Here is a 20,621-nt window from a genome sequence, read left to right as displayed (position 1 = left end):
GACAGGGTGAGGAACAACCACCCCGTTTCGGGGTGGCTGCAGTGACGTTATTTTTTCTTGTAGATATTGGCCGTACCGTGAATTTTATTGTTGGTGTTCCCTGACGTGAGCACCAGGACATCTGCGCCTTTCTTATCGGCTTTCTCAATCAGTTCTTTTTTTGCATCATCAACCGATACCTCATTCGAGGTACTTACCGTACCGATTTTTTGATACTGAGACGCAACTTTCTTGAACTCATTTTTTGTCAGCAACTGAGCAGCAAAAGCATTGGTCGTAAACAGTAACGCCGTTCCCAACAAAATAGCAGTCGTCTTTTTCATAACCTTTTTTCCTTGAGATTAATCAGCAACTACGAAAAACCTCACGCATTGTGGTGAGGTTTTATGAGCATGGTAGAGAATCTCAGGAAATGCCATACGTTCGGGAAAATTCTTTTATAACAACCCGTTGCATGAAATTACTAACGAATATTAAGAATAGTCGAATACCCGCGCGGTGCCAGCAATATCAATGCGTACCGCCGTGCCCGGGTTCCATCCTGGCTGGCTGACGGTCTTCAGAATCACGGGCTGTTGCTGCCCGGCTAATCCGAGGGTGAGCGTCGATAGCTGTCCGGTGAAGTCCACATCAAGAATCGAGATCGGGCTTTCATGTGAGGCACATGCCGTCACGCGTAATTGTTCAGGGCGCATCATCACCCTGCCCTGTCCTGTCGCATGCGCGTTGTCCGTCGGCACTTCACCCAGCGCGCACACGGCATACCCGGCAGCGAGCTGAGCTGGCAGGATCACGGCGTCGCCAAGAAACAGCGCAGTCTCTTCGTCAACGGGACGGGTGTAAACCTCATAAGGCGTACCGACCTGTGTGAAGCGTCCGGAGCGCATCACGGCAACCTGCGTGGCAAAGGACAACGCTTCGTTCTGATCGTGGGTGACCAGAATCGAAGCCACGCCCGCTTCGGCCAGCAGATCGGCCGTTGCCTTACGCGTCATGGCGCGCAGGCCGGTATCCAGCGCCGAGAACGGTTCATCCAGCAGCATCAGTGAAGGACGCTGGGCCAGCGCACGGGCAAGCGCCACGCGCTGCTGCTGCCCGCCGGAAATCTCGTGGGGCCAGTGCGTTGCCAGCTGCCTGTCCAGAGACACCATCTCCATCAGCGCCTCAACGCGCTGGCGTTTCTCGTGGCGGGTGCCGTCCAGCCCCCAGGCAATGTTGTCTGCCACATTGAGGTGCGGGAACAGCGCCCCCTCCTGAGGTACAAAACCGATCCCGCGCTGGTGGGCAGGGACAAAACGGTTTTCATCAAACAGCGTTCTCCCCTGCATGACAATACGCCCGGTGTCAGGCGTTTCGAAACCGGCAAGAATACGCAGCAGCGTGGTTTTCCCCGACCCGGACGGCCCGACAATCGCCGTCCTGCTCCCCGGCGCAACGCTCAGGTTTAAGCTGTCGAGCACCTGCACATCAGCAAACGATTTAGAAATGGCGGTTAATTCAAGCATGTCATAGCCCTGCAATTTTTTTCGACTGCATATAGAGAATGGCGGTCAGCGGGAGTGAAATCAGGATCATCAGCATCGCGTAAGGCGCGGCGGCCACATAGTCAATTTCACTGGTCAGCGCCCAGAATCCGGTAGAGAGCGTGCGCGTGCCCAGCGGAGAGAGCAACAGCGTGGCGGTCAACTCGTTGCTGACGCCGAGGAAAACCAGCGCGGCACCCGCCGCAGTACCGGGCGCGGCCAGCCGCATCGTAACGCTCCAGAGCGCCTTCGCGGGCGTGCTGCCCAGGCTGCGCGCCACGTTTTCCAGCTCGACCGGCGCCTGCGCAATCCCCGCCCGAAGGTTGATGAGCGCTCGGGGCATAAACATCAGCAGGTAGGCCAGGAACAGGGTAATTTCCGTCTGGTAAATGGGGCGGGCATAATGAATAGTGACGGTGACCAGCGCCAGCGCCGTGACAATGCCCGGCAGTGAACTGGTGATATAGATGCACCCTTCCAGCATCCGGAAGATACGGTGCGGATAGCGGATACCGAGCCACGCGATGGGGATCACGCACGCCGTTGTCAGGAGCGCACCGCCCACGCCGAGCATCAGCGTCTGGCGCAGGGAGTGCCAGAGATCGGGACTCATCCAGTTTTGCACGCCCCCGAGCCAAATCCAGCGGCACAGGACAATCAACGGCACGCCCAGCGCCAGCACGATCAGCACGATGAAAAACAGCTGGCCCAGCGCGGCAGCCGCAGGCTTCAGCGGCCAGCGTTTCTGTTCGCGCGCGGCCCCGGCGCCAATGCGCGCGTAGCGTGCTTTTCCGCGCGTTACGCCTTCCAGCACCAGGATAGCCAGACAGCATAAGGCCAGCACGCCCGCCAGCATGTTCGCCGCCGGGCCGCTGAAGGTAGACTGGAACTGGTCATAGATTGCCGTGGTGAAGGTATCAAAGCGGATCATCACGTACAGGCCATATTCCGCCAGCAGATGCAGCGCCACCAGCAGCGCGCCGCCGCAGATAGCCAGCTTGAGCTGCGGCAGCACCACGCGGAAAAAGACCCGCCAGGGCGGCGTGCCGAGCGATGCGGCGACATCTTCAAGCGTCGGGTCAAGACGACGCAGCACCGCCGCAACCGGCATATAGATAAACGGATAGTAGGCCAGAACGGAGAGGAACACGCCCGCGGAGAGCCCATGCATGGAGGGGACAACGCTTACCCAGGCATAGCTTTGCACAAACGCGGGGATCGCCAGCGGGGCGACCGCCAGTGCAGACCAGATCCCTCGCCCGGCAAGCTGCGTGCGCTCGGTGAGCCAGGCTATCGCCACGCCCGTCACGATACACAGCGGAACCGCTAAAGCCGTCAGCCACAGCGTGTTGCTGAGTAGCTCAGCAACACGCGGGCGAAACACCAGCGCCTTAATGGTTTCCCAGCCGGTCTCAATGCCAATGGCAATGATAAAACCCAAAGGCAGAAGCGCCATTAATGAAAACAACACAGCTAACGCAACCATCGGCAGTGCAGGACGCCTGCGGGCAGGCTCCTGCACTCTGTTTTTTCCGATGTCGAGACTCAGACCAGACATAAGACGTTCACTTCACTCTCAGGATCACAGCAGACCGGCTTGCGTCATCAGCTCGATAACTTTTTTACTGTTGAGCGTTGAAGGTTCAACTTTCGGTGCATCAAGATCTTTCAGTGGGACCAGTTTCGGGTTTGAGGCCGCGTTTACGCCCACAGCGTATTCAAAGGCGTTGTTGGTACGCAGACTCTCCTGACCTTCTTTGCCGGTAATGTATTTGATGAAGGCCTGCGCCTGGGCTTTGTGCTTGCTGGACGCCAGCACGCCACCGCCGGAAAGGCTCACAAACGCGCCCGGATCCTGGTGTTTGAAGTAGTAGAGCTGGGTGTTTTTGCTGTTTTCACCGGTTTTAGACTGATCGACAAAGCGGTAGTAGTGATAAATCACGCCGCCATCAATCTGGCCGGCATTGACGGCTTTCATCACCGTGCTGTTGCCTTTATAGGCAACGAAATTGGCTTTCATCGCCTTAAGCCATTCCAGAGTGGCCTTTTCGCCTTTCAGAGCCAGCATCGCGCTCACGATGGCCTGGAAATCCGCGCCTGACGGTGATGCCGCCCAGCGGCCTTTCCACTCGGGTTTCGCCAGATCCATCAGCGACTTAGGCAGCTGCTGCTCGCTCAGTTTTGCAGGATTATAGACGAATACCGTGCTGCGGGCGGCAATGCCGATCCAGCGACCGTGCGCCGGACGATACTCTGCCGGTACCTGCTTCAGGGTGTCTGCATCCAGCGGCGCAAACAGGTTAGCGTTATCCACCAGCACCATGGACGGTGAGTTTTCCGTCAGGAATAAGTCGGCCGGCGATGCGCTGCCTTCCTGAACCAGCTGGTTACCCAGCTCGCTGTCATCACCATTGCGCAAAGTCACTTTAATGCCGGTTTCTTTGGTAAAACCGTCAACCCACGACTTCACCAGGTTTTCATGCTGCGCGTTATACACAACGATACCTTCGTTGTTATCGGCGGCAACTGATTGTGTGGAAAGGAAAAGAGATGACGACAACAAGGCAAGCGAGAAGCAGGACAGCAGGCGAGAATTCATGAACATATCCTTAATAGACCAACGGGAGTAACCACTCATAGCTTTGTGGGACAGGATTAAAGCACACAACAACGCTAATGATAATTAGTATCAATCCAGTTTACGCGTAAAAGTGTAAAATTTCATTATTGCGTGGTTTGAAATGATAAAAATCCAGATGGGAAAGATAGTTCAATTCAAAATTAAGAAAACCTTAAGACTGAACGGAAGAAGAATTCATTAGCCTTCTATTTATTATTGCGACATTTAATGCACAGATGAACAACTCTCCCGCCAGAGAGGCGGGAGAATGTAATGCAGTGTGTTATTTATCGATTAAATTAAAATCACCCTGGTTATATCTTTGCCCATGGATATTGTCAGGCGTAAAGACATGGTCAACGAACTTAATATCAGAATCGGAAAGATTCAGGCTGACCGCCCCCGCATTATCCTGCAAATGCGCTATTTTTCGAGCCCCGGGAATAGGAACAATGTCATCTCCTTTACTCATCACCCATGCGAGGGCCAGCTGCGCGAGGGAACAGCTGTATTTATCCGCGACATCCTGTAGCTGGCCGAGCAGCTGTTGGTTTTTCTGCATCGCTGCTTTCTGGAAGCGGGGCAGGTTCCGCCGGAAATCATCCTCGCCAAAGCCGGAGCTGTCCGTGATTTTCCCGGTTAAAAATCCGCGACCCAGCGGACTGTAGGGCACAAACCCAACGCCCAGCTCGCGGCAAGCGTTGAGAATGCTTTCCTCCGGCTCGCGAGTCCAGAGCGAATATTCCGTTTGCACTGCGGTAATCGGATAAACTTTGCAGGCCCGGCGTAACGTGTCGGCTGAGACTTCTGAAAGCCCGATATGGCGAACTTTCCCTTCCTTGATTAAATCAGCCATTGTTCCCACAACGTCTTCAACAGGTACAGACGGGTCGACGCGGTGCTGATAAAGCAGATCGATAGTCTCAATATTGAGACGTTTAAGTGAACCTTCTACCGCTTCACGAATATGTTCAGGGCGGCTGTCAACACCAGCCATACGTTCAAGCCCGCGTCCGGAGGGAAGGATGCGAAAACCAAATTTAGTCGCAATCTGTACCTTGTTGCGAATGCCTTTAATCGCTTTCCCGACCAGGACTTCATTATCATAGGGGCCATAGACTTCCGCTGAATCAAGGAAGGTAACGCCCAAATCGACCGCAGCGTGAATGGTATTGATCGCCTCCGATTCTTCGGCGCCACCATAGGCAAAACTCATCCCCATACAACCCAACCCCAGTGCTGACACCTGGAATTTATCTTTTCCCAGATAACGTGTTTTCATCTTATATTCCTGTTTTGATAAATGACAGGAAATATATACTTTCATTCTTAACGCATAACAATTAGTATATTTTTAATGCAGTATTTTATGAGAATTAACAATGAAAAATGCACCAGAGTTACAACATATAGAAATATTACTTCTTATTGTAAAACACGGGAGTTTTCGTCAGGCCGCAAAAGAATTAAATGTTTCAGCGCCGACGTTAACTGTCGCCATAAATAATCTTGAAGAAAAACTTGGGGTTAGACTTTTGAATCGCTCCACCCGAAGCTTGTCTTTGACTGCCGTCGGTAAAGCGTTTCTTGATGACGTGACGCCCGTCCTGAATGACTACAAACGCGTCATTGATAATCTCAATGACCACAAAGAAAAGCCAGAAGGCGTCATCAAAGTCAACTTACCCCGGATCGTGGTTGATCTCTTTTTTCAAAGCCATTTCGTTACGTTCAAAAATGATTACCCGGGTATTAAATTAGAGTTGTTCACCACTGACAGAAAAATCAATATTATCGATTCAGGTTTCGATGCCGGAATACGTTATACACAAGATGTTCCTAAAGATATGGTTGCCATTCCTTTTGGTGGCAAGATGGCTCTTATTCCCGTTGCCAGCCCCGATTTTCTGAAGAAATCAGGCACGCCTGACTCACCAAAAGATCTGGTCAATTTCAGGTGTATAAATCGCTGTTTTCCTGATGGAAAGCTGTATCGCTGGGAGTTTATGGATCCACAAGGGGAAACAATGGAGGTATCTGTTAATGGCGATCTGGTTGTCGATTCAGACGCGGCAATGATCCAGGCTGCTGAATATGGGTTAGGGATTGCGTTTGTTTATGAGAATCTGGTTGAGGATAAAATTAGCGAAAACAAACTTGTCCGTTTGCTACCTGATTATACCTATCCCGCTGATAATTTTTGTGTTTACTACCCGAGCCGAAAACATCTGCCAGCACCGCTGAGAACCTTCATAGCGTGGGTGATGTCGATGAATAAAGACGTGCGTTGAGAGGAAATGGCACGCCCTGTAGGATTCGAACCTACGACCTACGGCTTAGAAGGCCGTTGCTCTATCCAACTGAGCTAAGGGCGCACTGAGAAGCGTGTGCTTCGCGGTGGTGAAACGCGAAGAATTATACGGTCAATGGCAGGTGAGTCAATGCCTTTTCCGCTTTCCAGGGCAATTACCGCTAGCCGATTGTAAATACGGCTATTTTCTCAACATTTCTCCCTGTTTCACCGTAAAATTTAGCGCTGCGAAAAGGCCTAGTTGCATTTAAGTAACGCCTGCTGTTTTCCTGAACGTCAGCTCGTCACACTAGAGTCAGATATCCCGGCCGCCTGGAGGCTGACAGACAACAGGACAATGGAGTGACAGCGCAAAACCTGATCGATACGCCCCCCCGGTTACAGTACCTTTCTCAGGACATCGTCGGCATTAAGCTTGAGCCTATCGTCGCCCTCACCTCCTTGCGCCAGGTTGGCGTGGAGGTACTTAGCGTTCTGTCCGACACGCGCCACAGCGAGGACTTTTTTTGCGATCGGTCCGCTGAGTGGTCGATAACCCTGCTTGAAGCGCAGCTTGCCACGCTAAAAAATACGCCGCACGGACATAACCTTTTTATTAATCTGCCGATAACCGTCCTGACGGAGCCTGCGTCTTTTCAGCGACTTATCAGGTTACCTGGCGTGCAGCTCAATATTGAGATTGTCGACCTCGCGTCCTTTTTGGCGCTAACCGTCGCACAGAAGCAGCATGTGGTTCAGAATCTGCAGCAACTTAGCAGACAGGGACACGCTATCTGGCTGGATGACGTGGACGACGTCTTAGTGCAGTCGTTTTTATCCTGTCGACTCCCGTTAAGCGGCGTCAAAATAGATAAGGAAGCATTCTGGCGTTTACGCGACACCCCTGCGCTGAGGCAACTGGTTTCCCTTTGCTTTCAGCTGGCCGGGAAAGTGCTTATTGAAGGTATTGAGACTGAACGCGATCGTACCTGGGCACTGCAGGCAGGCGCAGACCTCGGCCAGGGATATTACTGGCCGTCCTGGACATGGCCGGAGGATTAAAACGCCATTTCCAGGAGGGAGACCATGCGAATGACAGTGCGCCGTTACCGGCGGCGGCGTACAGGAAGTGATGCACTGGGATTTACGCGCTCACCTTTTGCTCCCCCCTTTTTCGACCGACTCGAATTTTTGAGCCAGTCCATCAGCCAGCCCCGCAAAACAGACGCCCCTTTTATCCTTCTGGTGACGGAGGATCACTACCTGCGCACCGGCTTTCTCAACGGGCAGTTTCCTCTGAGCAGCTGCTGCGACTACGCCACGCTGGACGACGCCCTTATCGCGCAGACACAGTGGCCCTCCGCCCGTCTGGTCGTGGATATAGAAAGCCGGTCCACGGGGCTGCTGGAGAAACTGGATCAGTTGAGAAGGCATAGCCTGTTTCCTCCGTACCTGACGCCCTGGCTGTTAGTCCGGGCCGATAATTACGACACCCGCCTCTTCTGCAAAGCGGCAGGTCCCTTTCATGTGCTCGAACGCCAACTGAACGCCGCCGCGCTCCAGCACAGCCTGCTGGATACCCGCCCCCCGCAGGGTTCCGACAAAGACTGGTTCTCACGCAATGAATGGCCCATCCTGCAGGAGCTCTCACGGGGCAAGACGCTGCGTCAGATTGCCCTGATGCAGAATCGCCCCTATAGCCGCATTATCTATCGTCTCAGCTGCATCCTGCTGAAGCTGGGGCTGAGCCATCGCCAGGAATTGCTTCATCTTCTTAATAACCTCTCAGACTGCACGTTTTCACTCACGTCCTAACCCCTTATTTCCTAAAGCGGTTTAGGAATTTACTTACCAACTGCGTTACATAAATGTTAATTTTTAACAATAAAATCGAATTTATAACTATTCCTAATTTATGGGCGTAAACCTTGTGAAATGCCATAAATTGAATGAACGGCAGCACTTTCCTCCATCCGTTAAGCGAATGCAGATAGCGTTAACAAGATGATAATGATGTAAAAACAAGCAGCTTAGCGACAACGTCCAGGAGTAAAAAGCGAAGCGGGTAGCATGTTCTCCTGCGGACCTGGCGCCGTTATCGTGGTCAACGCAAGCACTTTCGGATGAAGGTCTACCGGCCTGCGAGGGCAATTTTTAACCTCCGCGTCGCGGGTTCGCCCCCAGAAATGATGTCTATTTTTGTTAACAATTGATCAACATACAGAGATATCTGTTATTTTTTGTTATTACATAAAGATGAAAATATGCGGTAAATGAGATAATAGGATATTTCCGCTAATTTTAAAAAAATAGTGATTCAGATCCAGAAGATAATACAAACCCATACGCGGATATTAATTTACAGGGTTTTCGGAAAAAACTTACCCTGTATAATAAGATGCGTACCAAATTTGAATAAGAAAAACCTTTTTGCCAACACCAGCCTAATGAGATGACCGCGCTGAGGCATAGTTCTTTTCATTACGTAAACAAGGATGCTTTCGCTCTTTCCAGGGAAATACTACGGTATAGGGATCTGCACATTATATCCTTCCGGCATTTCGAGAGTTTTACCAAACTCTGCATAACGCTTTTAACAATCTGAGGCATTAAAAATGAAACCGGCATCCGTTATCATTATGGACGAACATCCTATCGTCAGAATGTCGATAGAAGTCCTGCTACAGAAAAATAAGAATATCGCAGTCAAGCTCAAGTCTGGCGATAGCCATGAAGTCCTTGACTGTATCCGCAATCACCCTATCGATCTGGTGATCCTTGACATTGAACTCACGGGCACGGATGCTTTCGCTTTACTTAAGAGAATCAGAAACTTAAACAAAGAGATTAAGGTTCTGTTCCTCTCGTCTAAATCAGAGCTATTTTACGCGGGTCGCGCCATTCGCGCCGGGGCAAATGGCTTCGTCAGCAAACGGAAAGATTTGGGTGAGATCTACAACGCCGTAGAAATGATCCTGATGGGCTATTCCTTTTTCCCGTCGGAAACGCTGAACTTTATAAACCACCTGGGTTCAGGGAAAGGGATGGCAGTAGATATGCCATTATCGAATCGTGAGGTCACGGTATTACGGTATCTGGCGAATGGATTATCCAATAAGGAAATTGCTGAACAGCTACTATTAAGCAACAAAACTATTAGCGCGCATAAATCCAATATTTATTCCAAGCTGGGTGTGCAAAGCATCGTAGAATTAATTGATTACGCCAAAGCGCACGAACTGCTTTAACCTGAATTCACTCCCTGCAGCTTATCTGAGCTGCAGGGAGTGCGGTCAGTGCTAATTATAGTTAATCATAAAGGTGGCATCCGCATCGGCTCGTCCGGGCTGAGGATTATCTGCGGTGGCAATATAATTGGCATAAAACGACAATGTCGCATTCCCCTGCGCATCAACCGACACCGGCTGGCTGGCCTGCTGGAGAGCCAGACGCGTTTTATCCGCATCCCTGATCTCTACCGCGACATGACTTGCTGTACTGGCGTCATTGAGCGCCAGCAAACCGTTATTGCTCCCGTCAGCTTTACCCGAAAACGTAATGGACGCCGCGCCCGGCGGGCAGCCGGTCAGCTTCAGCGTAAACGGCATGGGCTGCGTGCGGCTTCCGGTGGTGCTGAGCTGTTTCGTGGGCCAGGTGCCCAGCGTGACGGTCTTGTCGCTGTCGCTGCCCTCGGCAACGCAGGTAAAATCGACGATATTGCCGTAGAGCCGAATGTTAATTTCGCCCAACGCGGTGTCCGCCTGAGCCTGTGTGCAAAGCGCAAGAAGCGCCACGGTGATAAAACGGATCCCGTTTCGCATATTGGCTCCTTAGTCGTAATCCACGCGCAAGTACCCGCGCGAGGTGAAACGCCCTTCCGCTGGCTTATTGCCCGTCACGCTCACCGGCCAGACCCGGATCCCCACCTGCGCCTGCGCGCTGTCGTCAAGGCGGAACGGAATTTTGCTTGTCAGGTTGTTAGGCGTGAGCGGCGCTCCGCTCTCGTTGGCAATGATGAACCCCACATCCGGGTTATCCGACACCAGCACATTATCAGAGACTTTTTCCGCCTCGACGCGCATCGTCAGCATGGCGTTCGCCTCCACGTTGGTGCATTTGATCGCAATGGTTTTGCTTTGCGATGAGACGCCCTCCGGCTTGTTACCCACGCCCGCCTTGCTGAACAAAGAGGCGCCAATGTCACCGAAATCAAACTCCACCACGTTACCGGCATTAATGGCGCAGCTTTGCGGCACCTGAATGGTTCCGCTGTAGCTAATGGTATAGACCGGCGTGGTTAGCGGATCGGAGGAGGTAGTGGTGACGTAGACGCGGAACATGGTGGCACGCGGGATCACCACCATGTTGATAAAACGCCGGGTCACCTTAAGACGGAAGACCAGGCTGGAGTCCTGAACGCCAAACGGTTTGTTTTTGGAGACGTTAGGATGGCTCCCCATCTGGATATAGCTTTTTGGCGGGTAAAACACGCCAGCATAGCTGTCCGTGATTTTCATGGCCCCGTCCAGATAGTCGTTCAGCTTCAGATACTGGTAGCCATCGCTGGTCCCGGTGATTGGATAATCCGTCACATAGCTGCGCTTGGTGGTGTTCCCGGTCGTGCCCTTCGGGCAGACGGCATTCACCCCTACCCACTGCGATTTTTCGCTGAGCGTCACGACCTGTCCAATCTGGTTATTCGAGCTATTGAATTTATCCGTCAGGTCGTAATGCACCTCCGTCGGCACGCCTTTCTCATTGACGCACACGGTAGCGAATGCGTTTGTCGCGGGCAGTAACGCCAGCAGCGACAAGGCAAAGATTTGGGTTTTAATCACAGCTGATCCCCTTAAGTGTGATTGCCTGTTGCAGGCTCTGTTCAGACAAGCTGTAAGGTGCGCGACACTGGGACTGCGCCCCGTCGCCCCACTGGATCAGCAGTTCGCCTTCCAGCGGCAGCCCACTCAGGTAAATTTGCCCGTCATCCCCCACCATGCTGGTGACACCGCTTCGGGTTTCACGGACCACCGCGCCGAACGGCACGGGCTGGTTACCGCGCATCACCGTCAGCAGAGCGCGTACGCCAATGCGGGTATCAAAGCTGGCGCGCACCAGCGCGCCTTTCGTCGGCACCACGCTGCTCACGTTGTTTTCGATATCGGTGTTGTTGCTCATGGTGTTGGTATCCAGCGCCACGCGGTTGTAGCGATAGACGGTGGCATACGGCATCACCGCGTAGCCTCGCCAGTCGGTTTTCACCCCGGTCTGGTTTTCAATGCTGACGCCTGATGCCCCCGGCGCTTTGATCAGCACGTTGGTGTCGCCCAGCGGCTGGCTGAAGGTCACGCCGTCGGCGTGTCCGACCACCCCGCCGGAGAGCTGCCAGTTGAGATCGTGCTGATCGTCGCTGTAGTTGTAGCCCACGCCCAATGTGCCGTAAGTCGCCTGCCAGTTGGCGCTGGCGCTTCCGCTTGCGCCGTTGGTGCTGGTGTGTCCCTGGGTCACGCTGTAGTTCAGGTTGCGGTCCTCCAGCAGCGTTCCGCTGACGCCGGTTTGCCAGCTTGTGTCGCCATCGCTGTTTCGACTGGCGGATGCCGTAGCGTAGGCGCGGTCAATCGCGCTGTCCCTGCGATAGCCCTGACGGGTAAAGAGGCTGAACGGCACGGAGACGTTAAATGACGCGATCCGATCGGTGCCGTCTATCCCAACGGATTTGTTCCACGACCACGAAACGGAGTAGTTGATCCCCTTCACGCCGCCCGCATAGCCCAACTGGTACCAGAGGTTCGTCTCATCGGTTCCCCAGTAGGTCTGCTCGCTACCGGAGATATAGACCGAGCCGTAGTCCCCCAGCGACTGAGATACGTTGAGCTGGAAGCGGCCTTTTTTATTCCACGTCAGGTTGTGATAACTCTGCACGTCTGGAACATCGTTATCGTTCTGGCTATCGGCATACTGATAGCCTTCCATTGAGCGCCAGGCGACATCGTCGAGGGTGTAAAAGCCTTTCGTGGAGTAGCGGTAGCCCAGCAGCTGGAAGTTGGTGCCGAAGCCGTTAAGGGATTTCGCATAGAGGAAGCGCAGAGACTGCCCTTCATGCTTGCTGTCGTCCGCAAGCTGGCTGCGGGCGTGGGTGATATCGAGCGAGACCGCGCCCCAGTCGCCCAGGTTTTTTCCGGCTCCGACGGCCACCGCGGTATAGCGTGACGCCAGCTGTGTCCCGCCGTAGAGCGTGTAACCGTTGGCAAGACCGGTAATCAGGGTTCCCTGGGTGAAGAACGGCGTGTCCTGATCGCTGTTACCGCTGCGGTAATCCCCCGCGACGAGGTCGTACTTCCAGCGCCCTTCACGCTGCAGAAGCGGCACGGTGGAGTACGGCACGGTATAGCGCTGCTGGGTGCCGTCTTTCTCTTCGACCGTGACCTCCAGGTCACCGCTTGAGGAGGTCGGGTTAAGATCGGTAATGGCAAATGCGCCCGGCTGGACATAGCTTTGATAGATAACGTAGCCATTCTGGCGAACCACCACTTTGGCGGGCGTACGGGCGATCCCGCGCACGGTCGGCGCGTAGCCCTGCAGGCTGTCCGGGTACATGCTGTCAGACGAGAAGAGCCGCCCGCCGCGGAACCCCATGCTGTCGAAAACGTCATTCCCGGTATTGCTGTCGCCCAGCACCAGTTCGCTTTTCAGCGGGATAACGGTGCGCTGCGCCCAGGTGCCAATATTCTGCCACTCGCTGTGACGCTGCCCGTTATTCTGCGTGTACCGCCATGCGCCGTTGTTACGTAAACGCCAGGCGCCATAGTTCAACCCGCTTTGCAGGTTCAGATAATAGCTGTCGTCTTCGCTTCCCCGGTTACCGGTGAAGCTGTAGTTCACCAGCGCGGCGGGGATGCCTTCATCCCACTGTTCGGGCGGAATATAGCCCCGGGCGCTGTTCTGCAATGCCACCTGCGGCAGGCTGACGTCCAGACGCTGTGAGGCAAAGTTGAATACCGTTTCGCTGCCGGGTATGGCCGTAGCCAGCGGAACGCAGGTCTCGCCCTGCACCTTAGCCAGCTCGGGAAACGCCGCAACGTTGACGCCAAAGCGGTCAAGCATCGCGCGCGTAATGCAGGCCGATAAACCGCCCGCCACCGGCGGCGTGTTCTCGGCCTGCTCAAAACGCACGTCCTGGGTACCGATAAACTCATCGTTGCGCCAGATATCCACGCGATAAACGCCGGGTGCCTGCTGGTGTCCTTGTTCAAAACGCGACAAATCCGCCACGCTGGCGGTGTCGTCGGACAAAAAGGCCGGGTTGAAATAGCTTTCGCTCCAGCCAGCCTGCGGCCAGAGCGCAGCCATCAGCGCCAGCGCAACCGGGCAGTAACGTCTCTGGTGGTTTTTCATCGCCCTGACTCTGCTCACAGGTTGACGCTACGCGCCGGGGTGATGGCACCGTAGTCATTCACGCTCTGCCAGGAAAGCGTACCGCTGGCACCGGCTGGCAGCACCTGCTGAGCCGAGCTTTTCGGCGCAACCATCAGGTTATCCAGCTGCTGCCCGCCCAGCTTCAAATTGACGAGGGTGATGTAATACGGGGACGCGTTGCTAACTTTGAGATGGTTACCCGCGCGTTCGAACCGCAGCTGGGAAAGCGCCTCTTCCGGCTGCATCGCCAGGTTGTTAGGGCGTACAAACAGCTTGATGCGCGAGAGGATCGCCAGCTGCAGCACGTTATTGTTTTCCGTTTTGGCTTTGTTCACTGACGGGATCGCCTTCACGTTCATGTAAAACAGCGATTCGCGGTCGGCAGGCAGCGCCGGCCCGGCGTAAATAATACGCAGCGTGTTTTCACTGTTCGGCTCGCTAACAAACAGGGGCGGCGTGACGGCAAAGGTTTTTTCTTTTTGCCCGTTCGCATTTTCGATCCACGCGTTAATTAAATAGCGTTCCTGTTTGTTGCTGTTGGTGATCGCCAGCGACGTTTGCTTCGCCTCTGCCGGATAAATAACGCGGGTGGCCCCCAGCGCAATACCGCCGGATGCATTTGCGCAGGAAGAAACCATCATCAAAATAAACGATAAAAAAAGTCCTGGTTTAATTAGGGTATTCATCACAACCGTACCTTTAATAATGTGTTCGCAGGTGTTATGGATAAATCAACGTAAACCAGACATCCGACTGAATTTTGCCTGGCTCGAGATGTTCGGAAATAGCCCGATAGCGGGCGCTAAAATGGAACGCGAGCTCGCGGGTTTCGATCGGCAGCCAGCTGACGGCCGTGGCGTTTGGGATAATCTGACGCTGCTGCTCGTCAAAGAGCGCCAGCCCGACGCCGCTGCTGACAGGTGTTTCACCCGGCCGCGATGTCGCCAGAAAGACCTGCGGATCCTCTGCGGGTGTGACGCCCTGAAACTGGATCCCCACGGTGCGCGAAACATCCACGCTGCAGTCCAGCAGCCGCACGGTGAAAGGCACATTCACCGTAGAAAAACTGCCCACGCCGGAAAATGAATTGGTTCGGTACTGCCCCATGTCGATGCGCATATTCTGGCTATCGGGCGCCACGGCGCAGCCGCCGTTCACCAGTTCACCCCGAAGATGAACCTTGCCACCTTCGATCACCACGGTATGCGCCGATGCCGGGCAAGCCATCGCAAGGGTTAACAGCAGTAGTGTTCCAGTCCTTGTCATCCTTCGTTCCTGGCAATAGCGTATGACGGGCCTCATCCCTGAGGCCTGAACATCCCTGTGCGGAGGAATTACTCGTATTTCATTACGAAGGTGGCGTCAGCATTCGCCTGGCCCGGCTCGGTGGTGGCAGCCGTTGATTTATAACGCGCGGTGAACTTCAGGGTGTTGGTCCCTTCGATCAGCGTCTGCGCAGCAGAGAAGGTCGCGCCGTCTGGGGTCAGAACGCTGGATTTGCTGTCGAGGATCTCGATACCCACGCCTTTCGCGGTGTTGTCGTTGTTACCGGAGGTCACGGCCAGCAGGGTTTTGTCGGTTGGGTCGATCTGACCGGTGAACGCAACAGCTGCAGTTTTGGCAACCAGCGGATCGCAATCATTCAGTTCAATGTTGAATGGAATATTAGAGGTGGTGTCGCCCACTTTAGTAAATTTCGCGGTGCGATACTGACCCAGATTAACGGTCTGCTCGGAAGAATCCGTATTTACTGAACAAGCGGCATTAACCAGCTCACCTTTAAAATGTACGGTACCGCCATTTACGGAAACCGGCGCAGCAGGATCTGCTGCATTTGCGGCACCCGCAACCAGGGCCAAAGTTGCAATAACAGTAGAAGCAATGTTGCTGAGTTTCATGTCTATTCCTTTAAAATGTAAATAACCCTTCCCGCGAATAATCGGGAATAAGAAATACGTTCAATTGAGTAATTGAAAGCTTATTTCGGAGGAGACAAAGTAGCTCAGGAGGCGATTTTTAAATATGTCAAAACGCTGCCATTTCGCCAGGTCACATCCTAATCCCGCCTAAGAAATTGACCATCCCTTAAGAAGGGTTTTTGCGTCTTGCTGATAAAAACGCGTAAAGGGTGACTGACAGCGAGGCTCGCTTCTGACAAAATACACGCATCCCCCCTTTCAAACGTTACAGACGGAATCTTCTCTCTGATGGCAGCAAAGATTATTGACGGTAAAACGATTGCGCAGCAGGTGCGCTCTGAGGTCGCGGAAAAAGTGAAGGCGCGTAAAGCCGCCGGAAAACGCGCCCCCGGGCTGGCCGTTGTGCTGGTTGGCAGCAACCCGGCATCGCAGATTTATGTCGGCAGCAAGCGCAAAGCGTGTGAAGAGGTCGGCTTCGTCTCCCGCTCTTACGATTTGCCGGAAACCACCAGCGAAGCAGAACTGCTGGAACTTATTGACACTCTGAATGCCGATAAAGAGATCGACGGCATTCTGGTTCAGTTGCCGCTGCCAGCAGGTATCGACAACGTTAAGGTGCTGGAGCGTATCGCACCGGATAAAGACGTGGACGGTTTCCATCCGTACAACGTTGGCCGCCTGTGCCAGCGTGCGCCGCGTCTGCGCCCGTGCACCCCGCGCGGCATCGTGACGCTGCTGGAGCGCTATAACATCGATACTTACGGCCTGAACGCCGTGGTGATTGGTGCCTCTAACATCGTGGGCCGTCCGATGAGCATGGAGCTGCTGCTGGCCGGCTGCACCACCACCGTGACCCACCGCTTCACCAAGAACCTGCGTCATCACGTCGAAAATGCCGATCTGCTGATCGTCGCGGTCGGTAAGCCGGGCTTTATTCCGGGCGAGTGGATTAAAGAGGGTGCGATCGTCGTGGACGTCGGGATTAACCGTCTGGAAAACGGCAAAGTGGTTGGCGACGTGGTGTATGAAGATGCCGCCGCGCGCGCCTCTTACATTACCCCCGTACCGGGCGGCGTAGGTCCAATGACCGTCGCAACGCTGATTCAGAATACTTTGCAGGCATGCGAAGAATATCACGACGTAGAGGACGCGTAAGATGGCGACTTTTTCATTAGGTAAACATCCGCACGTTGAGCTGTGCGATCTGCTCAAGCTGGAAGGCTGGAGCGAAAGCGGCGCGCAGGCGAAAATCGTTATCGCCGACGGGCGGGTGAAAGTCGACGGCGTGGTAGAAACGCGCAAGCGCTGCAAGATTGTCGCGGGCCAGACCGTGAGCTTTGAAGGACAGAGCGTAACCGTTACGGCCTGAGCCCTTTGATGCCCGGTGGTGCTGCGCTTACCGGGCCTACGTACGGTCTCCGTTTGTAGGCCGGGTAAGGCGAAGCCGCCACCCGGCAATTTCTCTCACTATCCCCTCACACCCATCACGGTTATTTATCGATCCACTTCAAATAATCGCTATTTCATCTGTTGAAACGTGAAAATTCAGTTGCGCGTTTTTCACTCTTTGCCCACGATAAGTAGAACGTTCTACTAAAACGTTCTACTTACAATAACAGCGCCAAAAAAAGCGCTATTCGGGGGAAATCAGCATGAGTCTGATATCAGGGTTTGTTAAATCGCTGTCTAAGTTATCGATGATTGGTCGCGCCTTAATGCTGCCAATTTCACTGCTTCCCGCTGCGGGCCTGCTGCTGGCCTTCGGCGATAAGTTCCACCTGCCGCTGATGATGAACGCAGGCGGGGTTATTTTTGATAACCTGCCAATGCTGTTTGCCATTGGCTCCGCCGTGGGTCTGGCGTCAGAATCCGGCATCGCGGCGCTGTCTGCGGCCGTTTCGGTGTTTGTCACCAATATCACCATCAGCACCGTGCTAAGCATCACGCCGGAAATGGCCTCCCAGGGCGGGAAATACGCCATGGTGGTGGGCATTCCGACGCTGCAGATGGGCGTCTTCGGCGGCCTGATCTGCGGTATTCTCGCGGCCTGGTGCTATAACCGCTTCCACACCATGCAGCTGCCGGAGTTCCTCGGCTTCTTTTCCGGCAAGCGCTTCGTGGCGATTGCAACGGCGTTCCTCTCGTTCCTGATGGGGCTGCTGCTGCCGTACGTCTGGCAGCATATCCAGGCCGGTATCGACGCGCTCTCCGTGGTGGTAAACGGCGATAATCAGGCGGCGTCGACCTTTATCTTCGGTCTGGTGGAGCGCGCACTGATCCCGCTCGGTCTGCACCATATCTGGTATCCGTCGTTCTGGTATTCGTTTGGCGATTACACCACCCAGGCAGGCCAGGTGATCCATGGCGACCAGACCATCTGGTTCAAGATGCTGGAAGAAGGGGTGAAATCCTTCAGCAGCGACACCTACCAGAACGCCGGTAAGTTCATGCAGGGTGAATTCCCGCTGATGCTGTTCGCGCTGCCTGCGGCGTGCCTGGCGATGTATCACGAAGCCCATACGAAGAATAAGAAAATCGCGGCCGGTATTCTGTTCTCCGCGGCGCTGACCTGCTTCCTGACGGGGATCACCGAACCGGTTGAGTTTACCTTTATCTTCGTGGCACCGATTCTGTACGTCTTTAACGCCATCATGGCGGGTCTGGCCTACATGACCATGTACCTGCTGCATGCGCATATCGCCAAGTCGTTCTCTGCGGGCTTTATCGACTATCTGTCATTCGGGATCCTGCCGTCGTTTAACGGCTACCAGACCCACTTCCTGAGCGCCATTATCATCGGCATTCCAATGGGCCTGATTTATTACTTCACGTTCCGCTTTGTGATCCGTCGCTTCGACGTGAAAACGCCGGGCCGCACTGAAGTGACCGCCAACGCGGATGAGAAATCGGATTCTGAACTCGCGACCGAGATCATCACCCTGCTGGGCGGGGCGCATAACATCGACTCCGTCGGTGCCTGTATCACCCGTCTTCGCCTGGAAGTGACAAAAAGCGAGGTGGTGGATAAAGACGGCCTGAACGGACTCGGCGCGCGCGGCGTGGTCTTCGTCGGCGATAACGGTATTCAGGTGATTTTCGGTGCCAGAGCACAGTTTATCGCCCAGACCATGTCCACCATGATCGGCAAATAATAAGATGCCTGAGCGACACGTCTCCTGTACGCTGGGAGACGTGTTTTATCTGGCTGATAATCGGCAAATTTCAGGGAGCGGTTTTGAAGAAAGTCAGCATTATTGATGTCGCAAAGCACGCGGGTGTGTCAGTTTCAACCGTCTCGCTGGTGCTGCGCCAGAAAGGGAAAATCTCAGAGGCAACGATCGAGAAGGTCAACGCTGCCATCAATACGCTGGGCTATGTTCATAACGTTGCCGCTGCCAACCTCCGCGCCAATACGTCCAATCTGATTGGCCTGATCCTCCGTGACTTTAGCGACAGTTTCTCCATCAAGGTGATGGCGAGCATCGTTCAGGATCTTGAAAAACAGGGGTATATGGTTTTTCTCGGACAGCCCCAGAACGACCATGACCATCTTGAGCGCTGCCTGCTGTCGTTTAAGCAGCAGGGCGTCGCCGGGGTGATCTATCTGGCCTCGGATACCCGCACCTCTACCCTACCGGAACAGATTCGCCGCTGCCCGCTACCGCTGGTGGTGGTCTCTCAGTCGCTGCTGGATGAAAAATGCAATCTGGTGATGCGCGACAACCGTCAGGCGGCAAACCTGGCGGTGCGTTATCTTATCGAGCGCGGCCATCGCAATATCGCCTACATTGGCGGACGTGAAGGCTGCCTTATCCGCGAGCAGCGCCTGCTCGGTTTTCGCAGCGCGATGACGCAAAACGGGCTGGTCTGGCGCGATGAATACTCTCCGGCCTGCAGCGATGACACCCTGGCTGCGGGTTTCGCCACCCGCCAGCTGCTGGAAAAAAACAATACTATCACCGCCCTGCTCTGCCACTCGCCGGATGCCATGATCGGCTCCATCTCCGGTATTCATCAGGTCGGGCGTACGGTGGGTAAAGATGTGTTTTTAACACAGCAGGTCGCGCTGGTCGGTTTCGAAGATATGCTCCACGTAAACCTCACCTCGCCGTCATTTACCTATGTCTCATCCGCCAGCGAAGAGACGGGGCGTCAGGCTGCCGGGCTGATTATTCGCACGCTAAAGGAGCCGACGCTGCAAACCCAGCGCATTACGCTTTCCGGGCAGCTTATCGCGCGCGAGTCGGCGTAAAATCAGAATTCAGAACAGGTCTGTTAAGGCGAGATTACTGCTATATTTCCATGATTTGCCATGGATAATATCAATGCCTACCGTTATTACGCACGCTGCTGTTCCGCTTTGTCTGGGCCTGGGCCTGGGAACCAAAGTGATTCCTCCCCGCCTGCTGTTTGCCGGGATTGTTCTCGCCATGCTGCCGGACGCCGACGTGCTGGCGTTTAAGTTCGGCGTCGCGTATGGAAATGTTTTCGGCCATCGCGGCTTTACCCACTCCCTGCTGTTCGCCTTTGTGGTGCCGATACTTTGCGTGCTGACTGGACGACGATGGTTCAGGGCCAGCCTGACGCGGTGCTGGCTGTTTTTAACGGTATCACTGCTGTCGCACAGCCTGCTGGATTCGATTACCACAGGCGGAAAAGGCGTCGGCTGGCTGTGGCCGTGGTCAGATGAACGCTTCTTTGCGCCGTGGCAGGTGATTAAGGTCGCGCCGTTTGCGCTCTCACGCTATACCACGCCGTACGGGCATCAGGTGATTATTTCAGAACTGCTGTGGGTGTGGCTGCCGGGGGTTGTGCTAATGGGAATGTTGTGGTGGAGAAGAAGGTAAAAAAAAGCC

The 20,621-nt window shown here is 54.3% G+C and carries 20 protein-coding genes and 1 tRNA gene; 9 read left to right on the top strand and 12 right to left on the bottom strand.

Features of this window, described 5'->3' with window-relative positions; genetic code table 11:
* Positions 1–47 precede the first annotated feature (47 nt).
* The 5 genes from yahO to AC0TNG_RS12940 form a co-directional block, all read right to left on the bottom strand.
* Entirely contained in the window at positions 48–323 is a 276-nt protein-coding gene (gene yahO, locus AC0TNG_RS12960) for a DUF1471 family periplasmic protein YahO (protein WP_024906894.1), read from the bottom strand.
* 150 nt (positions 324–473) lie between these two features.
* Positions 474–1,505, bottom strand: coding sequence for an ABC transporter ATP-binding protein (locus AC0TNG_RS12955; RefSeq protein ID WP_024906893.1), 1,032 nt, complete (start codon positions 1,503–1,505; stop codon positions 474–476).
* A 1-nt stretch (position 1,506) separates the two neighbouring features.
* Positions 1,507–3,081, bottom strand: coding sequence for an ABC transporter permease (locus AC0TNG_RS12950; protein ID WP_473713251.1), 1,575 nt, complete (start codon positions 3,079–3,081; stop codon positions 1,507–1,509).
* Between the two features lie 24 nt (positions 3,082–3,105).
* Positions 3,106–4,122 (bottom strand): iron ABC transporter substrate-binding protein, encoded by a 1,017-nt coding sequence (locus AC0TNG_RS12945; protein WP_473713250.1) that lies wholly within the window; start codon positions 4,120–4,122, stop codon positions 3,106–3,108.
* Between the two features lie 304 nt (positions 4,123–4,426).
* Entirely contained in the window at positions 4,427–5,425 is a 999-nt protein-coding gene (locus AC0TNG_RS12940) for an aldo/keto reductase (protein ID WP_473713249.1), read from the bottom strand.
* A 100-nt stretch (positions 5,426–5,525) separates the two neighbouring features.
* Between AC0TNG_RS12940 and AC0TNG_RS12935 the strand changes: the two genes are divergently transcribed.
* Complete coding sequence (locus AC0TNG_RS12935; protein WP_417927016.1) at positions 5,526–6,434, top strand: LysR family transcriptional regulator; 909 nt, start codon at positions 5,526–5,528, stop codon at positions 6,432–6,434.
* Positions 6,435–6,441: 7 nt separating this feature from the next.
* On the opposite strand, the gene AC0TNG_RS12930 is transcribed toward AC0TNG_RS12935, so the two are convergent.
* Positions 6,442–6,518: transfer RNA gene (locus AC0TNG_RS12930), tRNA-Arg, on the bottom strand.
* A 278-nt stretch (positions 6,519–6,796) separates the two neighbouring features.
* Here AC0TNG_RS12930 and AC0TNG_RS12925 point away from each other — a divergent pair.
* From AC0TNG_RS12925 to fimZ, 3 genes are all read left to right on the top strand, one after another.
* On the top strand, positions 6,797–7,495 hold the full coding sequence (locus AC0TNG_RS12925) for an EAL domain-containing protein (RefSeq protein ID WP_048991446.1): 699 nt from the start codon (positions 6,797–6,799) through the stop codon (positions 7,493–7,495).
* Between the two features lie 24 nt (positions 7,496–7,519).
* Complete coding sequence (locus tag AC0TNG_RS12920; protein WP_048991448.1) at positions 7,520–8,248, top strand: helix-turn-helix transcriptional regulator; 729 nt, start codon at positions 7,520–7,522, stop codon at positions 8,246–8,248.
* A gap of 800 nt (positions 8,249–9,048) precedes the next feature.
* Complete coding sequence (gene fimZ, locus AC0TNG_RS12915; protein ID WP_024906886.1) at positions 9,049–9,681, top strand: fimbria biosynthesis transcriptional regulator FimZ; 633 nt, start codon at positions 9,049–9,051, stop codon at positions 9,679–9,681.
* 51 nt (positions 9,682–9,732) lie between these two features.
* Here the strand turns inward: fimZ and sfmF are convergent, their stop codons facing one another.
* From sfmF to fimA, 6 genes are all read right to left on the bottom strand, one after another.
* Positions 9,733–10,254: a fimbria assembly protein gene (sfmF, locus tag AC0TNG_RS12910; protein WP_024906885.1), complete on the bottom strand. Its 522-nt coding sequence runs from the start codon at positions 10,252–10,254 to the stop codon at positions 9,733–9,735.
* Positions 10,255–10,263: 9 nt separating this feature from the next.
* Entirely contained in the window at positions 10,264–11,271 is a 1,008-nt protein-coding gene (gene fimH / locus AC0TNG_RS12905; protein WP_024906884.1) for a type 1 fimbria D-mannose specific adhesin FimH, read from the bottom strand.
* Positions 11,264–13,825: a fimbrial biogenesis usher protein gene (locus AC0TNG_RS12900; protein WP_024906883.1), complete on the bottom strand. Its 2,562-nt coding sequence runs from the start codon at positions 13,823–13,825 to the stop codon at positions 11,264–11,266. The genes fimH and AC0TNG_RS12900 overlap by 8 nt, the downstream gene beginning before the upstream one ends.
* A gap of 14 nt (positions 13,826–13,839) precedes the next feature.
* The gene (gene fimC, locus AC0TNG_RS12895) at positions 13,840–14,532 is read right to left on the bottom strand and encodes a type 1 fimbria chaperone FimC (RefSeq protein ID WP_024906882.1); all 693 of its coding nucleotides are present in this window, start codon (positions 14,530–14,532) and stop codon (positions 13,840–13,842) included.
* A 34-nt stretch (positions 14,533–14,566) separates the two neighbouring features.
* A complete protein-coding gene (fimI, locus tag AC0TNG_RS12890) occupies positions 14,567–15,112 on the bottom strand; it encodes a type 1 fimbrial protein subunit FimI (RefSeq protein WP_024906881.1) in 546 nt (181 codons plus the stop codon).
* Positions 15,113–15,180: 68 nt separating this feature from the next.
* The gene (gene fimA / locus AC0TNG_RS12885) at positions 15,181–15,744 is read right to left on the bottom strand and encodes a type 1 fimbrial major subunit FimA (protein ID WP_023310641.1); all 564 of its coding nucleotides are present in this window, start codon (positions 15,742–15,744) and stop codon (positions 15,181–15,183) included.
* 309 nt (positions 15,745–16,053) lie between these two features.
* Between fimA and folD the strand changes: the two genes are divergently transcribed.
* The 5 genes from folD (at position 16,054) to AC0TNG_RS12860 (ending at position 20,612) form a co-directional block, all read left to right on the top strand.
* The gene (folD, locus tag AC0TNG_RS12880; protein WP_008499332.1) at positions 16,054–16,920 is read left to right on the top strand and encodes a bifunctional methylenetetrahydrofolate dehydrogenase/methenyltetrahydrofolate cyclohydrolase FolD; all 867 of its coding nucleotides are present in this window, start codon (positions 16,054–16,056) and stop codon (positions 16,918–16,920) included.
* Position 16,921: 1 nt separating this feature from the next.
* Positions 16,922–17,134: a ribosome-associated protein YbcJ gene (ybcJ, locus tag AC0TNG_RS12875; protein WP_023310640.1), complete on the top strand. Its 213-nt coding sequence runs from the start codon at positions 16,922–16,924 to the stop codon at positions 17,132–17,134.
* Between the two features lie 283 nt (positions 17,135–17,417).
* Entirely contained in the window at positions 17,418–18,917 is a 1,500-nt protein-coding gene (locus AC0TNG_RS12870; RefSeq protein ID WP_024906880.1) for a PTS transporter subunit EIIC, read from the top strand.
* Positions 18,918–19,000: 83 nt separating this feature from the next.
* Positions 19,001–20,017, top strand: a complete 1,017-nt coding sequence (gene malI / locus AC0TNG_RS12865; RefSeq protein ID WP_023310638.1) for a Mal regulon transcriptional regulator MalI — start codon at positions 19,001–19,003, stop codon at positions 20,015–20,017.
* Between the two features lie 73 nt (positions 20,018–20,090).
* On the top strand, positions 20,091–20,612 hold the full coding sequence (locus AC0TNG_RS12860; protein WP_032646207.1) for a metal-dependent hydrolase: 522 nt from the start codon (positions 20,091–20,093) through the stop codon (positions 20,610–20,612).
* Positions 20,613–20,621: the final 9 nt, after the last annotated feature.

The organism is Enterobacter sp. PL_is514 (assembly GCF_055816715.1).
The sequence above is the reverse complement of the archived record's forward strand: the minus strand, read 5'-3'. Positions and strand labels throughout refer to the sequence as shown.